This is a genomic window from Ensifer sp. Root142 (genome assembly GCF_001426785.1).
In the GTDB taxonomy this organism is placed as follows: domain Bacteria; phylum Pseudomonadota; class Alphaproteobacteria; order Rhizobiales; family Rhizobiaceae; genus Ensifer; species Ensifer canadensis.
This window is the reverse complement of sequence record NZ_LMFK01000033.1, coordinates 1-19,292: the sequence shown is the minus strand read 5'-3', so window position 1 is coordinate 19,292 and position 19,292 is coordinate 1. Positions and strand designations below refer to the sequence as shown.

At 60.0% G+C, this 19,292-nt stretch carries 20 protein-coding genes, 1 tRNA gene and 1 pseudogene; 11 read left to right on the top strand and 11 right to left on the bottom strand.

The genetic code is table 11. The annotated features are described in order from the left end of the window. The 3 genes from ASD52_RS37790 to ASD52_RS24935 all read left to right on the top strand — a co-directional run. Positions 1–97, top strand: a 97-nt coding sequence (locus ASD52_RS37790; RefSeq protein ID WP_131819119.1) for a 4Fe-4S dicluster domain-containing protein, incomplete at its 5' end; no start/stop codon positions are given. Between the two features lie 395 nt (positions 98–492). Continuing rightward, positions 493–1,491 (top strand): ABC transporter substrate-binding protein, encoded by a 999-nt coding sequence (locus tag ASD52_RS24940; RefSeq protein ID WP_025426358.1) that lies wholly within the window; start codon positions 493–495, stop codon positions 1,489–1,491. A 221-nt stretch (positions 1,492–1,712) separates the two neighbouring features. Beyond that, the gene (locus ASD52_RS24935) at positions 1,713–2,600 is read left to right on the top strand and encodes a proline/glycine betaine ABC transporter permease (RefSeq protein ID WP_025426359.1); all 888 of its coding nucleotides are present in this window, start codon (positions 1,713–1,715) and stop codon (positions 2,598–2,600) included. A gap of 69 nt (positions 2,601–2,669) precedes the next feature. Here the strand turns inward: ASD52_RS24935 and ASD52_RS24930 are convergent, their stop codons facing one another. Continuing rightward, positions 2,670–3,581 (bottom strand): DMT family transporter, encoded by a 912-nt coding sequence (locus ASD52_RS24930; RefSeq protein WP_025426360.1) that lies wholly within the window; start codon positions 3,579–3,581, stop codon positions 2,670–2,672. 151 nt (positions 3,582–3,732) lie between these two features. Between ASD52_RS24930 and ASD52_RS24925 the strand changes: the two genes are divergently transcribed. Beyond that, complete coding sequence (locus tag ASD52_RS24925) at positions 3,733–4,200, top strand: Lrp/AsnC family transcriptional regulator (RefSeq protein WP_057225737.1); 468 nt, start codon at positions 3,733–3,735, stop codon at positions 4,198–4,200. 184 nt (positions 4,201–4,384) lie between these two features. Further along, positions 4,385–5,296, top strand: a complete 912-nt coding sequence (locus ASD52_RS24920) for a diacylglycerol kinase family protein (protein WP_025426362.1) — start codon at positions 4,385–4,387, stop codon at positions 5,294–5,296. 7 nt (positions 5,297–5,303) lie between these two features. On the opposite strand, the gene ASD52_RS24915 is transcribed toward ASD52_RS24920, so the two are convergent. Beyond that, positions 5,304–6,788: a glycosyltransferase family 39 protein gene (locus ASD52_RS24915; protein WP_025426363.1), complete on the bottom strand. Its 1,485-nt coding sequence runs from the start codon at positions 6,786–6,788 to the stop codon at positions 5,304–5,306. Next, on the bottom strand, positions 6,781–7,758 hold the full coding sequence (locus tag ASD52_RS24910; RefSeq protein ID WP_025426364.1) for a glycosyltransferase family 2 protein: 978 nt from the start codon (positions 7,756–7,758) through the stop codon (positions 6,781–6,783). The genes ASD52_RS24915 and ASD52_RS24910 overlap by 8 nt, the downstream gene beginning before the upstream one ends. Positions 7,759–7,893: 135 nt before the next feature. Here ASD52_RS24910 and ASD52_RS24905 point away from each other — a divergent pair, with 135 nt between their 5' ends. Continuing rightward, positions 7,894–8,847 (top strand): lysylphosphatidylglycerol synthase domain-containing protein, encoded by a 954-nt coding sequence (locus tag ASD52_RS24905; RefSeq protein WP_025426365.1) that lies wholly within the window; start codon positions 7,894–7,896, stop codon positions 8,845–8,847. 12 nt (positions 8,848–8,859) lie between these two features. Here ASD52_RS24905 and ASD52_RS24900 read toward each other — a convergent pair whose 3' ends face one another. The 5 genes from ASD52_RS24900 to ASD52_RS24890 form a co-directional block, all read right to left on the bottom strand. After that, the gene (locus ASD52_RS24900; protein ID WP_025426366.1) at positions 8,860–10,362 is read right to left on the bottom strand and encodes an AMP nucleosidase; all 1,503 of its coding nucleotides are present in this window, start codon (positions 10,360–10,362) and stop codon (positions 8,860–8,862) included. A gap of 172 nt (positions 10,363–10,534) precedes the next feature. Further along, entirely contained in the window at positions 10,535–10,855 is a 321-nt protein-coding gene (locus ASD52_RS24895; RefSeq protein WP_025426367.1) for a YnfA family protein, read from the bottom strand. 93 nt (positions 10,856–10,948) lie between these two features. Beyond that, positions 10,949–11,125, bottom strand: a complete 177-nt coding sequence (locus ASD52_RS38805) for a hypothetical protein (protein WP_162174731.1) — start codon at positions 11,123–11,125, stop codon at positions 10,949–10,951. A gap of 13 nt (positions 11,126–11,138) precedes the next feature. After that, the gene (locus tag ASD52_RS39460) at positions 11,139–11,312 is read right to left on the bottom strand and encodes a hypothetical protein (RefSeq protein WP_025426369.1); all 174 of its coding nucleotides are present in this window, start codon (positions 11,310–11,312) and stop codon (positions 11,139–11,141) included. Positions 11,313–11,692: 380 nt separating this feature from the next. After that, the gene (locus ASD52_RS24890) at positions 11,693–12,034 is read right to left on the bottom strand and encodes a DUF2147 domain-containing protein (protein ID WP_025426370.1); all 342 of its coding nucleotides are present in this window, start codon (positions 12,032–12,034) and stop codon (positions 11,693–11,695) included. A 594-nt stretch (positions 12,035–12,628) separates the two neighbouring features. Here ASD52_RS24890 and ASD52_RS24885 point away from each other — a divergent pair. After that, positions 12,629–12,895, top strand: a complete 267-nt coding sequence (locus tag ASD52_RS24885) for a sel1 repeat family protein (RefSeq protein WP_025426371.1) — start codon at positions 12,629–12,631, stop codon at positions 12,893–12,895. Positions 12,896–12,962: 67 nt separating this feature from the next. Here ASD52_RS24885 and ASD52_RS24880 read toward each other — a convergent pair whose 3' ends face one another. From ASD52_RS24880 to ASD52_RS24870, 3 genes are all read right to left on the bottom strand, one after another. Further along, on the bottom strand, positions 12,963–14,087 hold the full coding sequence (locus ASD52_RS24880) for a pyridoxal phosphate-dependent aminotransferase (RefSeq protein WP_025426372.1): 1,125 nt from the start codon (positions 14,085–14,087) through the stop codon (positions 12,963–12,965). A 132-nt stretch (positions 14,088–14,219) separates the two neighbouring features. Continuing rightward, the gene (locus ASD52_RS24875) at positions 14,220–14,594 is read right to left on the bottom strand and encodes a PilZ domain-containing protein (RefSeq protein ID WP_025426373.1); all 375 of its coding nucleotides are present in this window, start codon (positions 14,592–14,594) and stop codon (positions 14,220–14,222) included. Positions 14,595–14,803: 209 nt separating this feature from the next. Continuing rightward, positions 14,804–15,226: a hypothetical protein gene (locus tag ASD52_RS24870; protein WP_244445421.1), complete on the bottom strand. Its 423-nt coding sequence runs from the start codon at positions 15,224–15,226 to the stop codon at positions 14,804–14,806. A gap of 254 nt (positions 15,227–15,480) precedes the next feature. On the opposite strand from ASD52_RS24870, the gene ASD52_RS24865 reads away from it, so the two are divergent. The 4 genes and pseudogenes from ASD52_RS24865 to ASD52_RS38790 all read left to right on the top strand — a co-directional run. Then, a complete protein-coding gene (locus ASD52_RS24865) occupies positions 15,481–17,700 on the top strand; it encodes a caspase family protein (protein WP_025426375.1) in 2,220 nt (739 codons plus the stop codon). Positions 17,701–18,008: 308 nt separating this feature from the next. Next, positions 18,009–18,098: transfer RNA gene (locus ASD52_RS24860), tRNA-Ser, on the top strand. Between the two features lie 655 nt (positions 18,099–18,753). After that, positions 18,754–18,962 (top strand): annotated as a pseudogene (locus tag ASD52_RS39610) (porin); the annotation flags it as partial. A 1-nt stretch (position 18,963) separates the two neighbouring features. Continuing rightward, positions 18,964–19,292: porin (locus ASD52_RS38790; RefSeq protein ID WP_210179276.1), on the top strand; the 329-nt coding region annotated here is incomplete at both ends.

Sequence of the window (19,292 nt, the reverse complement as noted above, 5' to 3'; positions counted from 1 at the left end):
CGTGCACTGCAAGACCTGCGACATCAAGGACCCGAACCAGAACATCAACTGGGTGCCGCCGCAGGGCGGCGAGGGACCGGTCTATCCCAACATGTGAGGGCGGGTTTTCGCGCGACCGCGCAAAAGGAAACATTTGGAGGCGTCGAGCTCTGGCTCGGCGCCTCTTTCATTTCAAGCACACGACCGGACCCGTGTGCGGCGCGCTTTTCTCGGCGCAACGTCATCCTGCTCAGCGGTGAGCCCACATCTCCGGCGCCCCGACAAATGCGGGAGCATTGGGAAAGGCAATCGTTGACGCAAATGGGAAAGTCCTTGCCGGAAAGACCCTATAGCCTTGAGGGTGCCGTTGTCGCGCCAAGCGCGCCGACGGACCTGCAGGCCGTTCGGTCCCTGTTGTTCTTGAGTAGGGCCCAAGCCTGTTGACACGCGACCGATCACTGCGGTGAGATCGGTCGTCCGACGGGACGTACCGCCAGAACAGAGGGAACAGAAATGAACAAGCTTCTAGCAACGACTTGCCTGGCCGCCGGCCTTCTTGGCCTTGCCGGCACGGCCTCGGCGGCCGAATGCGGCGACGTGACGATCGCCAACATGAACTGGCAAAGCGCCGAGGTTCTGGCGAATGTCGACAAGATCATTCTGACGGAAGGCTATGGCTGCAACGCCGAGCTCGTCGTCGGCGATACCGTGCCGACGATCACCTCGATGATCGAAAAGGGCCAGCCCGATATTGCGCCGGAAGGCTGGGTGGACCTTCTGCCCGACGTCGTCAATCGCGGCCTTGAAGAAGGCAAGCTGGTCGGCGCCGCCGTCGCGCTTTCCGACGGCGCCGTCCAGGGTTGGTGGGTGCCGAAATATATCGTCGACGCCAATCCCGACATCAAGACGATCGACGATGTGCTGAAGCACAAGGAACTGTTCCCGGATCCGGAAGATGCCAGCAAGGGCGCCGTCTTCAACGGCCCGCAGGGTTGGGGCGGCACGGTTGTTACGACCCAGCTCTACAAGGCTTATGGCGGCGAGGCAGCCGGCTTCACGCTTGTTGATACCGGCTCGGCCGCCGGCCTCGATGGCTCGATTGCCAAGGCCTATGAACGCAAGCAGGGATGGGTCGGCTACTACTGGGCGCCGACGGCACTTCTCGGCAAATACGAGATGGTGAAGCTCGGCCACGGCGTCGAGGCGGATGCAGCGGAGTGGAAGCGGTGCAACACGGTTGCCGATTGCCCGGACCCGAAGAAGAACGACTGGCCGAAGGACAAGGTCCAGACGCTCCTGACCAAGACGTTCGCCGATCGCGCCGGCCCGGCTTTGGACTACCTGAACAAGCGTGCCTGGACCAACGACACCGTCAACAAGCTGATGGCCTGGATGACCGACAACCAGGCCAGCGGCGAGGAAGGTGCAAAGCACTTCCTCCAGGAAAACCCTGACATCTGGACCACCTGGGTCTCGTCTGATGTCGCGGAGAAGGTGAAGTCGGCGCTTTGATGGCCATCGACTGACGCAATTGGGCGGCGCACCGTTCAGTGCGCCGCCTGCTAAAGCATTTCCTGGAAAAGTGCGAAGCGATTTTCCGCAAGGAAATTTGTGAAAACAAGGAGATAGAGCGTTTCCGAATCTCCGCTTGATCCGGAAACGCTCTAGGTGATTGTCGGCGGACAAAAACAAACAAACGGGGCCGCCGTCGGGGAGCAGTGAAGGGCAATTTGATGGAATGGCTGACCCAGTTTCCGCATATGGATGACGACCGCCTGCGGGCGTTGAAAAAGGCGATCGACGAGGGTTTTCGCACCTTCACGCGCGCTTATGGCGACGGTATCGAAGCGTTCTTCGAGCCGTTGCAATTCTTTCTGATCCAGTCGGAGCGCTTCATGACGCGCACGCCCTGGCCGATCATCATCCTGCTGATCGCGGTTCTCGCCTGGTTTGCGAGCCGGAACTGGAAGATCGTCGCCGGCTGTATCGGCACGCTGTTGCTCATCGGCTATTTCGACATGTGGGACGATACGATGAAGACGATCTCGATGATCTTCGTCTGTACCGTGCTGTCGATCGCCATCGGCATACCGCTCGGCATCGTCATGTCGCGCTCGGACCGAGTCCAGAATGTCGTCAATCCGATTCTCGACGTGATGCAGACCATGCCGAGCTTCGTCTATCTGATTCCGGTGGTCATGCTGCTCGGGATCGGCAAGGTTCCGGGGCTGATTGCGGTGGTGATCTACGCCATCCCGCCGATGATCAGGCTCACCAACCTCGGCATCCGCCTCGTCGACAAGGATGTGCTGGAGGCGGCAGACGCCTTCGGCTCCTCGGGCTGGCAGAAACTGAAGAATGTGCAGATGCCCTTGGCGCTACCGACGATCATGGCCGGCATTAACCAGACGATCATGATGGCGCTGGCCATGGTGGTCATCGCCTCGATGATCGGGGTTCAAGGGCTCGGGCAGCCGGTGCTGAAGGCGATCGCCAACCAGTACTTCACGCTCGGCATCTTCAACGGCCTGGCCATCGTCGGCATCGCCATCATCTTCGACCGCGTCAGCCAGGCCTATGGCCACCGGCTGCAGAAGCATCGCGAGATCGTTCACGGCTGAAAATGACGGTACCAAGCAACAGAGTGGCCCGGAAGCTTTCGCTTCCGGGCCATTTTCCGTTCTGATCCTTCACGCCTTGCGCGGTGAAAGGATGCCGGTCGAGAGCGCCACGCCGACCGCCGTGACAATGGCGGCGACAATTTCGAACGGGCCGATCTGTTCACCGAGAAGAATTGCGCCGCCGAACATTGCCAGTACCGGGGTCAGCGCGGTGAAGGCGGCGGCCTGAGTTCCGCCGAGGCTGCGAACGGCCACGCCATAGGCGACCATCGCGACGAGGCCCGAGAGCAGGCCCTGGCTGGTGATTTGCAGCGCGATCTCCTTCAGCGGAACGCTTGCAAGCGTGCTGCCGAAGATGCCGGCAAGCAGCAGGTGGATAAGAAAAGACCAGACGGCGATCAGTGCACTGCCTTCGAGCGGGCTGAGGCCGGAGCGCCGGAAGGCGTGGGTATAGATCGCCCAGAGCGTGGCTGCCGCCGGAAGGAGGGCGTAGCCGGTCCAGCCGGTGCCAGTGGTGCCGGCAAGGCTGCGGGCGAGCAGAAGGGCAACGCCCGCAACGATGGCGGCAAAGCCGACGATGCGCATCCGGTCTGGACGCTCTCCGAAGAGGGTGATGCCGATCAGCGCCGTCGCCAGCGGCATCGAGCCCCCGAGCAGCACGCCGACCGAAGAGGCGGGCGTCGCATGGATGGCGAAGGCCGCGACCTGAAAGAACAGCGCGCCGGAACCAGCCACCATCAGGAGAAGCAGGAGCAGCGGAAGCTTGCGCGGCAGGAGCCCGATCTTGAGCCAAACCGGTGCAAGAACCAGCGCAGGAACGCCGTAGCGGATGAGGCCGAGATCGATTGTGCCGAGTGCGGTGCCGGCGGTATGCCGTGTCGCAAGAATCCACCCCGCCCAGATCAGGACGGTGACGAAGGCGCCGGCATAGCCGGCGGCGACAGGCGTGGCGTTGCCGCGATCGAGTGTGAGCGCAACCATCTGATTTTCCTTCCCGATTTAAATGCCCACAATCGCTTGGGCCTGGGAAGAAGATTACTGCCTGGGGGCGGGGCATGTCCTTGCGATTTATGCTTCAAATGGCCTATGGTGCGCAATCATATGCCAATACGGCCTCACTGGATTATCAACTATGCCAAGTCTAGATAAATTCGATCTCGCGATTCTCAAGATCTTACAGGGGGACGCGCGGGCAACGAACGTGGAGATTGCCGAACGTGTCAATCTGTCGCCGTCGCCATGCCTGCGGCGCATCCGCAATCTGGAGAAATCGGGGATCCTGCGCGGTTATCGGGCCGACATCGATCGCAAGGAAGTCGGGCTCGGCCTGACCGTTTTCGTGGAAATCAAGGTCGGCCAGCACAGCCGCGAGAATGCCCAGCGTCAGCAAGAGGCGCTGCTTGCCATTCCCGAAGTTGTCTCCTGCTTCCTGATCTCCGGAAATGCCGATTTTCTTGCTGAGGTCGTCGTCGAAGATCTCTCCGCCTATGAGACGCTGCTGACGGAGACATTGCTGGCCATGCCCGGCGTGACTGACATCCGTTCCAACTTCGCCATCCGCTCGATCAAGACAGGTGGTCCGCTCAAGCTGCCGGAGTGACGCCGAAGCAGGTCGGCGACGTTGCCGCCCTGCAGACAAAGGTGGGCAGCGACGGTGAATTCGAGCGCCCGCCGACGCGGGTTCAAGGTTAAGTTTTGGTAAGGCTCTGGAAACGGCGCCGATTGCGATTATCTCATCGCAGTGGACGCCCGTGTGCCACGGCAATGGAGCCTGTAAGCCTTTCATGAAAATCAAAGCTATCTTCAATCGGGATGGTGGGACCTTCCGAACGACGGACATGGCGGCCTATGGCAACAGGGTTGAGGCGGTCTTTCGCGATGCGGGTCACCAGATCGAGATCGCGACCGTCTCGGGCGCCGAGATGCAGGAGACCCTGGAAAAGACCTGCCGGCGCGACGATCTCGACGCAATCGTGGCGGGTGGCGGCGACGGTACGATTTCGGCAGCCGCGGGCGTTGCCTGGAAAACCGGCATGCCGCTTGGGGTCGTTCCTGCGGGGACGATGAACCTTTTTGCGCGCACGCTGAAATTGCCGCTCGATATCTGGAAGGTGCCGGAAGTTCTGGCGCAGGGCACGATCATCGACGGCGATATCGGCAGCGCCGATGGCCGAGCCTTCGTCCACCAGTTCTCGATGGGTCTGCATGCTCGCATGGTGCGCTACCGCGAATCGTTCAGTTTTCGATCGCGCCTGGGCAAGATCACGGCGAGCACACGCGCTGCGGTCGGGGTCATTCTCAATCCGCCGGATTTCGAGATCGAGTTCGACGTGGATGGTCACCATGAAAGCCGGCACGTTTCGGCTGTGTCCGTGTCGAACAACCCGTTCGGGCGCGATACGCTGATGTATGCTGATGACGTGACCGCCGGCCATCTCGGCTTCTACACGGCACCGCCGTTGAGCCCGCCCGGCGTTGCCAAGCTTGCGCTCGACGTGCTGCGCGGCAAGTTCCGCGACAATCCGGTTATTACCGAGATGAGCGGCCATGCTTTGGACCTGCATTTCCCCAAGGTCGACCGGAAGATCAACTGCGTTATCGATGGCGAACTTCTGCCAATGGGCCGCGACGTCGCGTTGAGGATCCATCCCGGCGAACTCAAACTGCTCGTCGGCGCCGACCGGTCTAGTTCGTGACCCCGGGTCAGTCCCTGACCCAGAGGTAGCCGAAAGTGTACCGGTCTTCAGCCTTGCCGTGCAGGTAGGGCAGGGACAGAACCTGTGGCGTTGCCGACGTCGTCGAAAATCCACGCGTTTTCATGGCGTTTGCCAGCGCCTCGGGCAGGATTGGCTCCGCCTTGCCGTCATCGCTCCAGACGACGAGCAGCGGCAACGATGCGCTGGCCGTCCCTGCGTCAAGATAGCCGGGGGTGAGCACGGGAGCATCGTGAAGGTGCGTGCGAAGGTTGCCACCGATCAACCTGTCTTTCGCAAGGATCAGGGCCGGTTCGCGACCCCCGAGCTTAACGACCGCTTCGGCCAGCGTGGCGTAGGGAATGCTCAATCGCGAATATTTGCCGAAGAGCGGCCGCACGATTGCGCGGGCGGAAACCACCATCAGCGTAGTGAGCACGATGAAGGCCACGAGCCACAGGAACGGTCGAAGTTTAAACGCGGCATCGACGCCAGCCGCTTCGACCTTGAGGCAGAGATAGAGCGGCAGGAGAATCAGGAAGAGCACGAGCCACTTTTCCCGGATATGCGTGGCTCCGACCCCCAGAACAATCAATAGGACTGCCACGAGGCAGATTGCAAGCATACGGCCGACAACGCGAGTCCATTGGCTTTGCGCCGACCAAATCGCAGGAATGCTCTTGCGGAATATGAGTCCGAACACGATCAGCGGCACGATACCGCCGCGGATCGTGGCGGCAATGAGCGAAACCACGCCGCCGAACGCCTGTGCGAGGCGGCCTTCGGAATGGGCCTCGCGCATCTCAAGAAAGGTGTTGTTTGAGGCGGAGCCGAGGTTTTCGAGGATCCACCAGCCATGCGGCAAAGCGATCAGTGCCGCAACCAACAGCGAGACCAGGATACGCCAGTCGAAAAGGCGCTCGCGTAGCTTGGGTTCCGGCAGAATGGCAAGGACGGCAGCGGCGGGTACAAGCGCAAAATTGTACTTGGAGATGAAGCCGATGCCGACAGCAAGGCCGGTCAGCAGATAGGCCGCGAGACTCGGCCGGACCAATGTCCGCAGGAAGCCGTAGAGAAACAGTGATACGGCGAACAGTGCCGCGACCGTATGGGAAAGGTCACGCTGCGCAAGTAGGAAAATCGGCGGCAGTGTCAGCACGCCGAGCATGGCAATCAGCGCCAGGCGCTTTTCTGCAAGGACTTCGCGCGCGGCGAAGCCATAGAAGAGACAGCAAAGAAACAGAAGCAGGTTCTTGAGCACCGTCATCGTCGCGAGAGACGGTCCGAAAACGGATGCAAGCCCGTATTGCAGCCAGTTGTAGAAGGGCGGTTGCGCGCCGTAACCGAGCCGCAGGAACTGCGACACGAATGCCTGCTCCGCCTCGTCGATTTCGAGCGAATTCGAAACGGCGAGACGCAGGCTGATGCAGAGCAGGAAATAGCCGGCGAGTAGGGCGGTGACGAGGTTGGGTCGCCGCTCGACGAACTCAAACATTCGTTTGATCCCGTACAAAGACCTCACGCACGATATAGCTGGTGGTTTCGTCGTCGCGGAAATAGGCACGCGCCATCATCTCGGCGAGAATGCCTGTTGTCACGAGTTGCACCGACGACAGAAACAGCATCACGCCAACGATCAGCATCGGGCGGGTGCCGATGTCGTTGCCGAGAAGGAACTTGTCGAAGGCAAGATAGAGCAGGATGAGGACGCTCGCCGCCCCGGCTGCAAGCCCGATCGAGCCGAAGAAGTGGCCCGGGCGCGCCTTGTAGCGCATGAAGAACAGAACCGAAAGCAGATCGAGGATCACGCGGAAGGTGCGCGAGATACCGTATTTCGAGTGGCCATGCTGGCGCGCGTGGTGGGTCACCGGCATTTCGCCGATGCGGCTGCTGGGTACGACCCCTGCGACCCAGGCGGGGATGAAGCGATGCATCTCGCCCATCAGCTTGACCTGCTTGATGATCGAGGCGCGGTAAACCTTCAGGCTGCAACCATAGTCGTGCAGCCGGACGCCGGTGATCTTGCCGATTAGCCGGTTGGCGCACCAGGACGGGATTTTTCTGAGCAACAGCCCATCTTGACGATTCTTGCGCCAGCCGACGAGCAGGTCGAGTTGCCGCTCCTCGATTGCTTTGACCATAGCGGGAATATCGACCGGGTCGTTCTGCAGATCACCGTCGAGTGTGGCGATCAACCGGCCGGACGCCGCGTCGATGCCGGATTGCATGGCGGCGGTCTGCCCGAAGTTCTTCTGCAGTTCGATGATTTTCAGCTGAAGATCGGGGCGACAGAGCGCCTTCCTTGCATTGGTGAGCGTGCGATCGGTGCTGCCGTCATCGACCAGGATCAGCTCCCAAGGGGCTGAAAAATTCACCATGGCGTCACTGACGCGCGTGATGAGCGGCTCAATGCTGTCCTCTTCGTTGAAGACTGGGATGACGACGGATAGCTCGATGGGCAGCATGGGATCGCTCGTGCATTCGGCGCGCCTTGCACGAGCCGGAAGAATAGGGGTGCGCTTACATAATCATTTTCTTGCACAGTTATCGGTGATAACCAACGTGCAAAGTTGTGTTTCAACACGGGAAATCGGCGTCTGATGAATTCTGGCTGCGAGTTCGAGCGGCGATCGTGGCTGGCGCGCAACCGTGTGACGCTGATATCGGCCGCGGCGATTGTCGCCTATGCGGTTTTTGTCCAGTGGATCTGGGGCTGGCGAACGCTGCTCGATCAATGGACGAAAATCGGCGTCGGTTCCGGGCTCGCGGCCCTGATACTTCTTGTCGCCACCTATTTCATTCGCTGCTATCGCATCTATGATTATTTCCCGGCGGAAACGTCAGGCCGGTTTCTGGCGCTGTTTCGCGTCACCCAAGTCCACAATCTCCTGAACATCATGTTGCCTTTTCGCGCCGGAGAGACGAGCTTTCCACTGTTGATGCGGTCGGAATTCTCCATCCCGCTGGCGCGGGGGACCGCGGCACTTCTGGTCATGCGGCTGCTCGACCTGCATGCCCTGTTGACGGTCGCCGCAGTCGGCCTGGTTTTTGGCCGCGGATCAGGCGTCGCCTGGGCGCTCTGGATCGCGGCGCTGGTCGCGCCACTTCCGTTCTTTCTGTTGAAGGATCGCGTTGTCGCCCTGGCGCGGCGGTTGCTGCCGGCAAGACTGGAATCGATCGTCGAAGAGCTGGATACAGGTCTGCCCGGCACGACAAAGGCATTCCTCAGGGCCTGGGCGATGACCATTCTGAATTGGGCGGTCAAGGTGGTGGTTCTCGCCTGGGTTCTGGCGATCATGGGTGTCGCGCCGCTTGCTGCCTGTTTTGGCGGGGCTCTTGGCGGCGAACTCTCCTCCGTCTTGCCGATGCACGCGCCGGCGGGCGTCGGCACTTATCCCGCAGCGATCGCCGCCGGCGCCGTTTCTTTCGGAGCAGGGGCGGACCGCGCAGCGCTGGAGCAATTGGCCGGCGCCGGCGTCAACGCGCATCTGCTGATCATCGTGTCCGCTGTCGCGGGCACGATGCTGTCGATGCTTCTGCAGAGAAAGCCGTAGGCGCCGTCACGGTTACTGGAACGACGTCTCGTAGAAGCTTCTGAGCTTGCGGGAGTGCAGCTTCTCAGGCGGCATCGCCGCAAGTTTCTGCAAAGCGAGGATCCCGATCTTCAGATGCTGGCTGACCTGTGTCCGGTAGAAGGCTGTTGCCATGCCCGGAAGCTTCAACTCGCCGTGAAGCGGCTTGTCTGAAACGCAAAGCAGCGTGCCGTAGGGCACGCGGAAGCGGAAGCCGTTGGCCGCGATCGTCGCCGATTCCATGTCGAGTGCGATCGCGCGCGCCTGCGACAGGCGCTTGACCGGTCCGCGCTGGTCGCGCAGTTCCCAGTTGCGGTTGTCGATGGTGGCAACGGTGCCGGTGCGCATGATCTGCTTGAGATCATAGTCGCGGTAGCCGGTGACCTCCGCCACGGCGTCCTGCAACGCCACCTGCACTTCGGCAAGTGCCGGCAGGGGGATCCAGACCGGCAGGTCGTCGTCCAGCACATGGTCTTCGCGCATATAGGCATGGGCAAGAACATAGTCGCCGAGGCGCTGGCTGTTCCTGAGCCCGGCGCAGTGCCCGAGCATCAGCCAGACATGCGGGCGCAGCACGGCGATATGGTCGGTGATCGTCTTGGCGTTCGATGGGCCAACGCCGATATTGACCATGGTGATGCCGCCGTGGCCCTTCTTCTTCAGGTGGTAGGCGGGCATCTGCGGCAGGCGGGCGAGCGTATAGTCCGTTTCCGGCTTGTCGGAACCGGCAGGCGTGATGATGTTGCCGGGCTCGACGAAGGCCGTGTAGCCGTTGCCGCCCTCCGCCATCTGCTGGCGCGCCCAGGCGCAGAACTCGTCGATGTAGAACTGATAGTTGGTGAACAGTACGAAGTTCTGGAAATGCGTCGCACTCGTGGCCGTGTAGTGGCTGAGGCGGGCAAGCGAATAGTCGATGCGCTGCGCGGTGAACGGTGCAAGCGGGGAGGGTTCGCCCGGGCCAGGTTCGTAGGAGCCGTTGGCGATCTCGTCGTCGGTCGTCGTCAGATCAGGTGCGTCGAACAGGTCGCGTAGCGGAATATCGATGGCTTCGCCCGCCGACGCTTCGACGTGGGCGCCTTCGCCGAAGGCGAAATGCAGCGGGACCGGGGTGGAGGATTCGGACACGGTAATGCCGAGGCCGTGATTACGCATCAGGTGCCCCAACTGTTCCTTCAGATAGTGCCGAAACAGTTTTGGTCGCGTGATCGTCGTGGTGTAGACGCCCGGTGCGCTGACATAACCGTAGGACAGGCGGGAATCGACATGGCCGAAGCTGCTGGTCTCGATGCTGACCTGCGGGTAGCAGGCGCGGTAGCGCGTCAGGGTCACGCCGTTCTTGCCCAGCCCCTCGAAAGCCTCTGTGAGGAACCGGGTATTGCGATCGTAGAGCGCCTCCAGGCAATCGACTGCCGCCGCCGGATCATCGAAGAACTGCGGCTCGAACGGATCGGGTGTGGAGACGGAAAGGACGGAGTGTGAAGAGATTCGCTTGTTCATGTCGCATTATAGGCTGAGGCCTCTGACAAGCAAACGACAAGATGCTGGCATGCACAACCGCGTCTGGCAGAACAACTTTACAGCGTTGCGCGTCAGATATGACGCGCAAAGGACGCTGTAACGCTTTAAACTCTCTGCATAAATGCCTTTAAGGCATTATGCAGAAGCGGTCTTAGCGTGGTCCAGCAAGGATGAGGGCGCTGCCTATGAGCGCGACGACCATTCCGGTCAGATCCCAGCGATCGGGCCGCACGCCTTCGGCAAGCCACAGCCAGATGAGTGACGCGGCGATATAGACCCCGCCGTAGGCCGCATAGGCTCGGCCGGCTGCCGAGCTGTCGATCAGTGTCAGCAGCCAGGCAAACAGTGCCAGCGACGCCATGCCCGGGATCAGCCACCAGATCGGCTTGTCGAGTTTCAGCCAGGCCCAGAAGGCGAAACATCCTGCGATCTCGGCAAGGGCGGCAAGGGAATAGACGGCATAGGCTGGCATCGATAGCAGATCCTTTCAGCCGTGAAAGGACAGGAAGGCGCTCGGCGATGCAAGAGAGACAGGCAAATTAAAAGGCGCCGGTGGCGCCTTCGGTCAGCTCATGGATTGACGCTGCAGCGTCACGAAGAGAACGAGGCCGGCGCCCTGCTTGCCGATGCCGAGGCCATTGGCCTTGCTATAGGCGAGCGCCCCAACCGGCGCCATCAGCAGGCTGGCAAGTGCAAGAACACGCAGCGAGAGAAAGGCGGATGTGGAAAGGGCGGCCAGCATGTCGGTTTCTCCCTTAGAGCTTGGCTTGGCAGTATTGCGCTGTATGCGCTGTGCAATCCGTCAGCGAGCCGAGATAAGTGTTGCTGCGGCGACGTTCGGTATCTGCGCTGACTGCGGCCGCGAGGGTCATCGCAAAAACAACCATAAGAAGGCTGATAATAGTGAGGCGCCGAGCAAGAATGTCCATGGTTCTGTCCGTTGGTCTGGAGGCGGTTCAAATCGATTGAGCGTGTTTTCGCACAACCAAACTGAACTCTTGCTGATACGGTCGTTCATCTGGCGTTCATCTTGCGATTGAAATAGCCGCCGTTCTCGCGGGGCAGGGCGCGCGCCCAAGCCAACGATGCGGCAGATGGGCGGTCTTTGGCAGGCGGCTGGATGCGCCTGACATTTCAAAAACAAAACCCACCGAAAATATCGGCGGGTTTGTCAACGCTCTGGGAGCGACCCCGATGGCCACCCTTTTGTATCGATCTTAAAGCGCGTCGCGATCTCGCGATTTAAGTTCTTGTTTTACGCATGCCGTTATCGCAAACGCGCGGCACACTTTTGCGCGACATGCTCTAGCTAGAGGCGCGACCAGGTCTGCGATTTGCAGAGAATCTTGAGCACGCAGCCCTTCATCTTCAGCGAGTTGCCGCTGACTGCACCCGAGCCGCTATAGGTCTTGTCGGTTTCGGGATCGGTGATCTCTCCGGAATAGCTGCCATCCGTGCCGGACAGGTTGCCGATCCGCTTGCCGGCGTGTTTGCCAGTCTTCAGCGTGACGCAGAAAGCGCCGCCGCAAGGGGCAATCTCGGCCGTAGCGCCGGTTGCGGTCTTCCAGTTGCCGACGATCGGTTCGGCGGCAACGGCCGTTCCGACGACGCCAAGAGCGAGAGCCGCGGTCATGAACAGGGTACGGTACATTCATTCCTCCAGATAGAAGTTGCCGGCGCGGTCCGCTTCGCCGGCATCTCTGCAGATATCCTCGTTTGAAAGGCAGTCTCCTCACCGCCGCGCGCACGATAGCTTACGCGTACGTAAAGGTAAACTGGCTTGAACAAGGCCGTTTATGCTTTTTCTTTGCCGGGTTCAGGCGGAGAAAAATCGAGGAAGGACGGCGTTGGCAGGCCGGGTGCTTGTTTCGTGGTTACCGTTTGGTTGAAATCGGCAGTTGAATATTTCGTAAATTTTTATTCGAATGCGCCGGATTTCCGGCCTTTCGATGTTTAACAAAAACTCAAGTTTACCAAGTGTTTGGACTTTGTTTGTCGCAAATTAATCATGCATTTTAAGCGCGTATTGAAGGCCGTGCTGCATAGTAAGACCCATAAGACGAGCGGAGAAATTCACCCCGCCAAATGACCGAAGACGACGCTGCAAAAGATGGCGCGGTTCGGAAAGGCCCACAAAGAGGCGCGGTCGAACAGGGACCAAAAACGAATGCTGATCTGGAGCATGGTCCGCCTCCAAAGGGCGGGCCGCTTCGGAAAACCAACCAGGCAAAACAGGGACAAGACAATGGCACGCTTTGATATGCAGGTTGCTTCGAATACCGCGATGGGTGGTGAAAACCAGGCGGACGTGTTCTGCGAAATGGGTCTGGCCTATGCGACCGGCCGCGGTCGGCCGGTCGATCTGGTGGCCGCCCACAAATGGCTGAACATTGCCGCGATCAAGGGCTGCGACCGCGCCGTTGATCTGCGCGCTGACCTCTCGATGACCATGAGCAAATCCGACCTCGCAGCCGCGCTTCGTGCCGCCCGCGAATGGATGACCGTTCACTGAACGACAAGGCGGGAGCAAGCTCCCGTCCAGCGGCGCCCGCCAGCGCGCAGGCGCCGGAGATGAAGGCCTATTGGCCGCCTGCCAGTTTGGCCAGAACCTGCGGCAGGGCAGCTTCAAGCAGATCCATCTCCGCTTCCGGCCCGGTGCTGACGCGAATGCAGCGATTGAGCGGGGCTACGCCGGGCATGCGGATGAAGATGCCGTGGTCGCTCATCAGTGTATCGACGATCGCACGCGCATAGACCGCGTCCCGTCCACAATCGATCGCAACGAAATTGGTCGCAGAAACGAGCGGCGACAATCCGTTGCGCCTGGCGATCTCTGCGATGCGTTCGCGCGAATGCGCGATCCTTGCCGTTACCGAGTTCAGATAATCCTGATCCGCAAGCGCCGCCACCGCCGCCGCCACGCCGATCCGGTTCATCCCGAAATGATTGCGGATCTTGTCGAATGCCTGGGCAGTCCCGGGCGTGGTGATGACGTAACCAACCCGTGACCCGGCAAGGCCATAGGCCTTGGAGAAGGTCCGAGTCCTCACGACATTTGGCATGTCGATCAAGCTGTTGATGGCGGGTAGGGCCCCAGCAGGAGCGGTTTCGCAATAGGCTTCGTCAAGAATGAAGAGCGTTGTTTCGGGCAAGGCCCTGGCGAACTCGACGATGCGCTCGGCGTCCCACCAGCTTCCCATCGGATTGTCAGGATTGGCGAAATAGACGAGCGGGGCGTTTTCCTTTTCGACGGCTGCAAGCAAGCCATCGAGGTCCTCGCGATCGCCGACATACGGCACCGTCACCAGCCGGCCCCCGTGACCGACGACGTGATAGTTGAAGGTCGGATAGGCACCGAGCGATGTGACGACCGGCATGCCGGGTTCGATGACGAGCCGCACGATCTGCCCGAGCAGGCCATCGATGCCTTCGCCGATCGCAATGTTGGCGGCAGGGACACCAAGCCGGGCAGCCAGCGCCTGCTTCAGATCATGGTTTTCCGGGTCCGCATATTTCCACGTTCCCGTTGCCGCCTCTCGCATCGCCTGCACGACGCTTTCAGCAGGTCCGAACCCGCTTTCGTTGGCGCCAATACGGGCCGCGATGGCGCGCCCGCGCTGGCGCTCAATGGCCTCAGGCCCGACGAAGGGAATGGTGGAGGGCAGGGATTGGATGAGCGGCGTGAAGCGAGAGAATGCGGACATGCTTTATATAAGGCCCCGTTCGAACAAAGTTCGCGGAACTTAACCCATGCTTCGGCAATGCGGAATCGCCTTGATGAGAAAGCCGTCGCGAATTGTTGCGTTTTGACGCCCGTTGCGCCGGCCGCAGAGGCATCAGCGGCGCTTGGGCGTTTTTGCGTTCTGGCCGGTAAAGAATTCCTGGCGGATGATCTCGCGCAGCAGGCTCTGTTCGATCGGCTTGATGAATTGCACGCCGACGCGATCGCCGTTGCGATAGACCTCGGCGCAGCCGATGCGGAGTGCTGTGCCGATGATATGGAGATAATAATGCTGCGGCAGGCCGATGGTGGTCTGCACGGCAAAGCTGGCGCCACCGCGGGAAATGTCGATCATCCGACAGGTCCTGACAGACACGCTGCCAAGGCCCGGCTGCACCGTCGTCAGGGTGGCGGCATGGCCGATGGAAAAGCGTTCGTAGCGACGCTCGTAGAACGGCGAGGGCACGCAGGAATACATCGTCTGCTGCATCTGTCATTCTCCGCCAACGCCGGATCGCGAAATGCGATCATTGCCAAACTCGGCCTTCGATCGTGGGCAACTCATTCGCCCACGCTTAATCCTCGCGTGAATGCCGAGGTAAGTCGAGTGCAGTTTCGGTTGAGAAGTTTGCAATCCCCTGAAGGAGTTCGATAAAAATCTAACATCGGTCATTTTCCGTGTACCGGAGCCGGCCACAATCAAAAGCCACCGCTTGAAAATTGCATGCGGATCAACCGGCTGATGAAATCGGGCGCCAGCAGCATGTTGAAGCGCACGCCGAGTTCCGCGCCGCTGCGGTGGACCTGGGAACAGCCGATCTCTTCCTTGAATCCGTCGATCTCGAGGAAGAAGTGTTTCGGCACGATCAGTGCGGCATTGAAATCGAGCATGGCGCCGGCGATCGAAATGTGACGCAGCAGGCATTGATATTTGGTCTTTGCCTTGAGGTGCTGGCCAATGATGAGAATCCGGCAGGGACGCTCAATAAAGTAGTGTTGATACGTCGTTGCCAGCTGTCCTGGCTTCGCTTCCGCGACGTGCATTTTCATCGACATGGCAAACTCCGAGAACGCATAGCCTTTCATTGGCGCAGGAAACGCATCAGGCTCGGCCGGAATCACCCGGAGCAAGCGATGCGGCGTCCGGGTTAAGATCGCCTGCTTGCTTCGACCTTGCGGCGGCGCAGACGACGAGCCACCTCAAAAAATATGGCGATCGGAGACATTGAAAGCCCCTGGCTCATACGTAATAGTTTCATTTGGGCATGATTGTGGGGCGTTGGCATCGTCCCGAAGTGCCGTCATTGGGGTTGTGCGCCTCCTCAATCCTGCTCCCGAGGAGTTGGTGGATAAGGGGTGACGCCGGAGGGAAGAGCATGTTTTCGGGGCATTCGTCGCGCTGGCGGTCGTTCGTCATTCTTTTGGTGGCGGTGTCGGCGTTTGCGCCGGCCGAGGTCTTGGCCGCAAAGCGCGTTGCCCTGTTGATCGGCAACGAAAAGTACGAAGCGACCTCGCAACTCAACAATCCCGCCAATGACGTCGAACTGATGAAGGCTTCGTTCGAGGAGGCCGGCTTCGATTCCGTCACCACCGTTCATGACCTCGGGCGCCAGGACATGGTCAAGGCGCTGCGCGATTTTGAAGATCTGGCGACGGGCGCCGACGTGGCGATCGTCTACTATTCCGGCCACGGCATGGAAATGAACGGCCAGAACTTCCTGCTGCCGACCGATGTGCAATTGAAGACGGACAAGGATATCGAGGACGAGGCGATTGGCCTTGATCGGGTTCAGCGCTCGCTCGAGGGCGCAACGAAGCTCAAGCTGGTGATACTCGACGCCTGTCGCAACAATCCGTTCGAGCAAAGCATGACGCGCTCGATCTCGACGCGCGCAGTTTCGCGGGGCCTGGCGCGTGTCGAGCCGGAATCGGCCGACCTGCTTGTCGCTTTCGCTTCCAAGGCCGGAACAGTGGCGCTTGATGGCGAGGGCAAGAACAGCCCGTTTGCCACCGCACTTGCCAAATATCTCACCGAGCCGGGTGTCGATGTGCGAATCGCCTTGGGCAAGGTCCGCGATGAGGTGGTTTCGGTCACAAACCGCGGTCAGGAGCCCTTTGTCTATGGGTCGCTTGGCGGTGCGCAGATCTTCCTGAATATAAAGGAAGTGAACATCAACATCACGAATAACGGCGAGCAGCTCTCGCCGAACAGCCAGTCGGCTGCCGCTGCCGACTGGCAGAACATCCGCGATCTCGCCGACAAAGACCTGATCGATGCCTTTCTCGCCAAGCATGGGTCCGATCCCGTCTACAAGATGTTGGCGGAGAAGAAGCTGAAGCTCCTGGCCGAGGCGGAGCAGATGTCGAGCGTGACCCCTGACGAGATCGCCTGGGATGCCCTCAAGCAATCGACCGATGCCGCCGCGCTGACGCGGTTCCTCGAGCGCTATCCCGACAGCAAGCATAAGGCAGAGGCCGAGCAGCAGATCGCCGCCCTCGAACCACAAAAGGGCCTCAACATCTCGCAGACCGGCAAGGACACGCAGGCTTCGCGCGACTGCTATCTGCTGGCAGGTGAACCTCAGTCGATGCCCGGCTTCGTTGGTGTGAATTTCTTGAAGCTTGATTCCGCCCGCGCACTGACGGCCTGCGCCCAGGCGGTCAACGAAAACCCGGATGACATGATGCTCGTCAATATGTTGGGCCGGGCACAGGATGCCGGACGCGACTATGTCGAGGCACGCCACAATTATCAAAAGGCCGCCGACGGCGGCAATATGTACGCGTTGACCAATCTGGCATGGTTCTCCGTTTACGGCACCGATGGCGCCGTCGATGTCGACCAGGGCCGCCGGATGTTCGAGCAAGCAGCCAAGGCCGGCAATGCCTATGGCCAGGCATCGCTCGGCTGGCTCTATCGCGAGGGCTATGGCGGCATCGCCCAGGATTATGATGAAGCGGCCAGATGGTACCAACTGGCCGCCAACCAGGGTTACGCCAACGCGATGGCGACGGTGGCCTGGTTCTACAGAGAGGGCCTCGGCCTGCCCAAGGACCTGACGCAGTCGCTGTCGTGGTACAAGAAGGCCGCCGAAGGTGGCGACGTCAACGCGATGTCGTCGCTCGGTTGGGCCTACCAGAACGGGCTCGGCACCGAGCAGAACTATGTCGAAGCCAAGACCTGGTATGAAAAGGCGGCCAATGTCGGGGATTCCTATTCCATGGCATTGCTCGGCTGGTTCTACGATATCGGCACCGGCGTCACCCAGGACTATGCTCAGGCCCGCACCTGGTACGAGATGGCGGCGAATGCCGGCAGCGCCTACGCCATGGGAAATCTGAGCCGCCTTTATGACTATGGCCTGGGCACCAAGGCGGATGCGAAGGAGGCGGTGCGCTGGGCGGCAGCCAGCATCGAGGGCGGCGATCCGGCCAAGCTTCAGGAGTTGAAGTCCCAGCCGAGCAATTTCACGCCGGCCTTCCGCAAGGAAATGCAGGCGCTATTGAAGGATCGCGGTTTTTACAGTGGTCCTGTCGACGGGGACTTTGGCGCGGCAACGCTCGATGCGATCGATAGGCTTTCGCGAAAGTCATAGAAACGTGCTGGTGAAAGCTACAGCGCCACGCGTCTTATTAGACGCGCAAAGGTCGCTGTCGCACTTTGGATTGCTGCATGTTTTTATCCTTAAATCGAATACGATCTAAGGAAACATGCAGTAGGCTCGGTCCTGTTCGTCTCGCATTGCTGCCGCTCTCGACCACAGTCGAACCGCTGCTTCCCGTGAGTCTTCGGCCGCGTGAGGGGCTTGGTTCCCCCGGTGCCCACATGAAAATGCGATCATTTCCCGGAAACCGACAAAAAAATCTTGCATTGCCTGCGGTCTGACACTAGTCAGGCGCTAACGGAGAGGTGGCCGAGTGGTCGAAGGCGCTCCCCTGCTAAGGGAGTATACCCGGAAGGGTATCGAGGGTTCGAATCCCTTCTTCTCCGCCATCACCTTCCAAGGTTGAATTTTCCCACTCGTCGCATCTCGGTCATCGGCTGATGGGTCTCGTCTTTACCCATGTGACATCGGTCTAGTCGCGAGCGGGAAAACACTCGCAGCGCCATTCGCGCCAATGTTCATGAATCTCCTCGGCTTTTCTCCGCTCAGAATCAGGCGCTGCGCACGATCAACTGCGAATCTCGCAAATTGATTCTGGTGATTCCCGCTGTCGGAGGGGCAACCCGCAATGTCGATTCTGAGAAATGTGGCGATGCAGCACGTCGCTCCTTCCAAGGAATTTGGCAGCCGGACCGGCGTTTCCCCCCAATTTGGGCCGCTTTCTGCCTCTTTCTGAAACAGGAGATGCCACTTGTCCTTACGCTAAGCTCAAGGGAATAAAGGCTTTTCTTAATCCTTTGTTAATTTTCTCGGGCCGCATGCGGCGATTTTGTGTCGTTTCAGCAACAGGGTTCGGCGAAGGGCGAGGCAAAGCACGCGATCTCATCAGTTGGACGTTGCGCCGATGACCGCGTCTTGTATTTTCAAATCCGGAAGCAAGGGCGGTTGATCGTCCGACTTCTTGAACGTTGGGGATGGGGCAGGGAACGCTGTCCTTCAGCAAAATACCCAGACCCGTTTGAAACTTTTGACTGGAGGTCAGAAATGAACATCAAGAGCCTTCTTCTCGGCTCCGCTGCAGCTCTCGCAGCAGTATCCGGCGCACAGGCAGCAGACGCAATCGTCGCAGCCGAGCCGGAGCCCATGGAATACGTTCGCGTTTGCGACGCTTTCGGCACTGGCTACTTCTACATCCCGGGCACCGAAACCTGCCTGAAGCTCAGCGGCTTCATCCGCGTTCAGGGCTCGTTCGGNGCGTTTGCGACGCTTTCGGCACTGGCTACTTCTACATCCCGGGCACCGAAACCTGCCTGAAGCTCAGCGGCTTCATCCGCGTTCAGGGCTCGTTCGGTCGTGACGCTGCTGACAGCCGTTACAACCAGGAAGACCACCTCTTCGAAGGCATCCGGGGTCAGTCCACGTCGGACTGGGATGTCTTCTCGCGCGCTTACGTCGCATGGGATGCCAAGAGCGACACCGAGTATGGCACGCTCACCGGCTTCTTCGCTGCTGAATTCAATGCCGACAACGACACCGACTCTGGCGATAGCGACTTCATCGACGTTGATGAAGCCTACATCCAG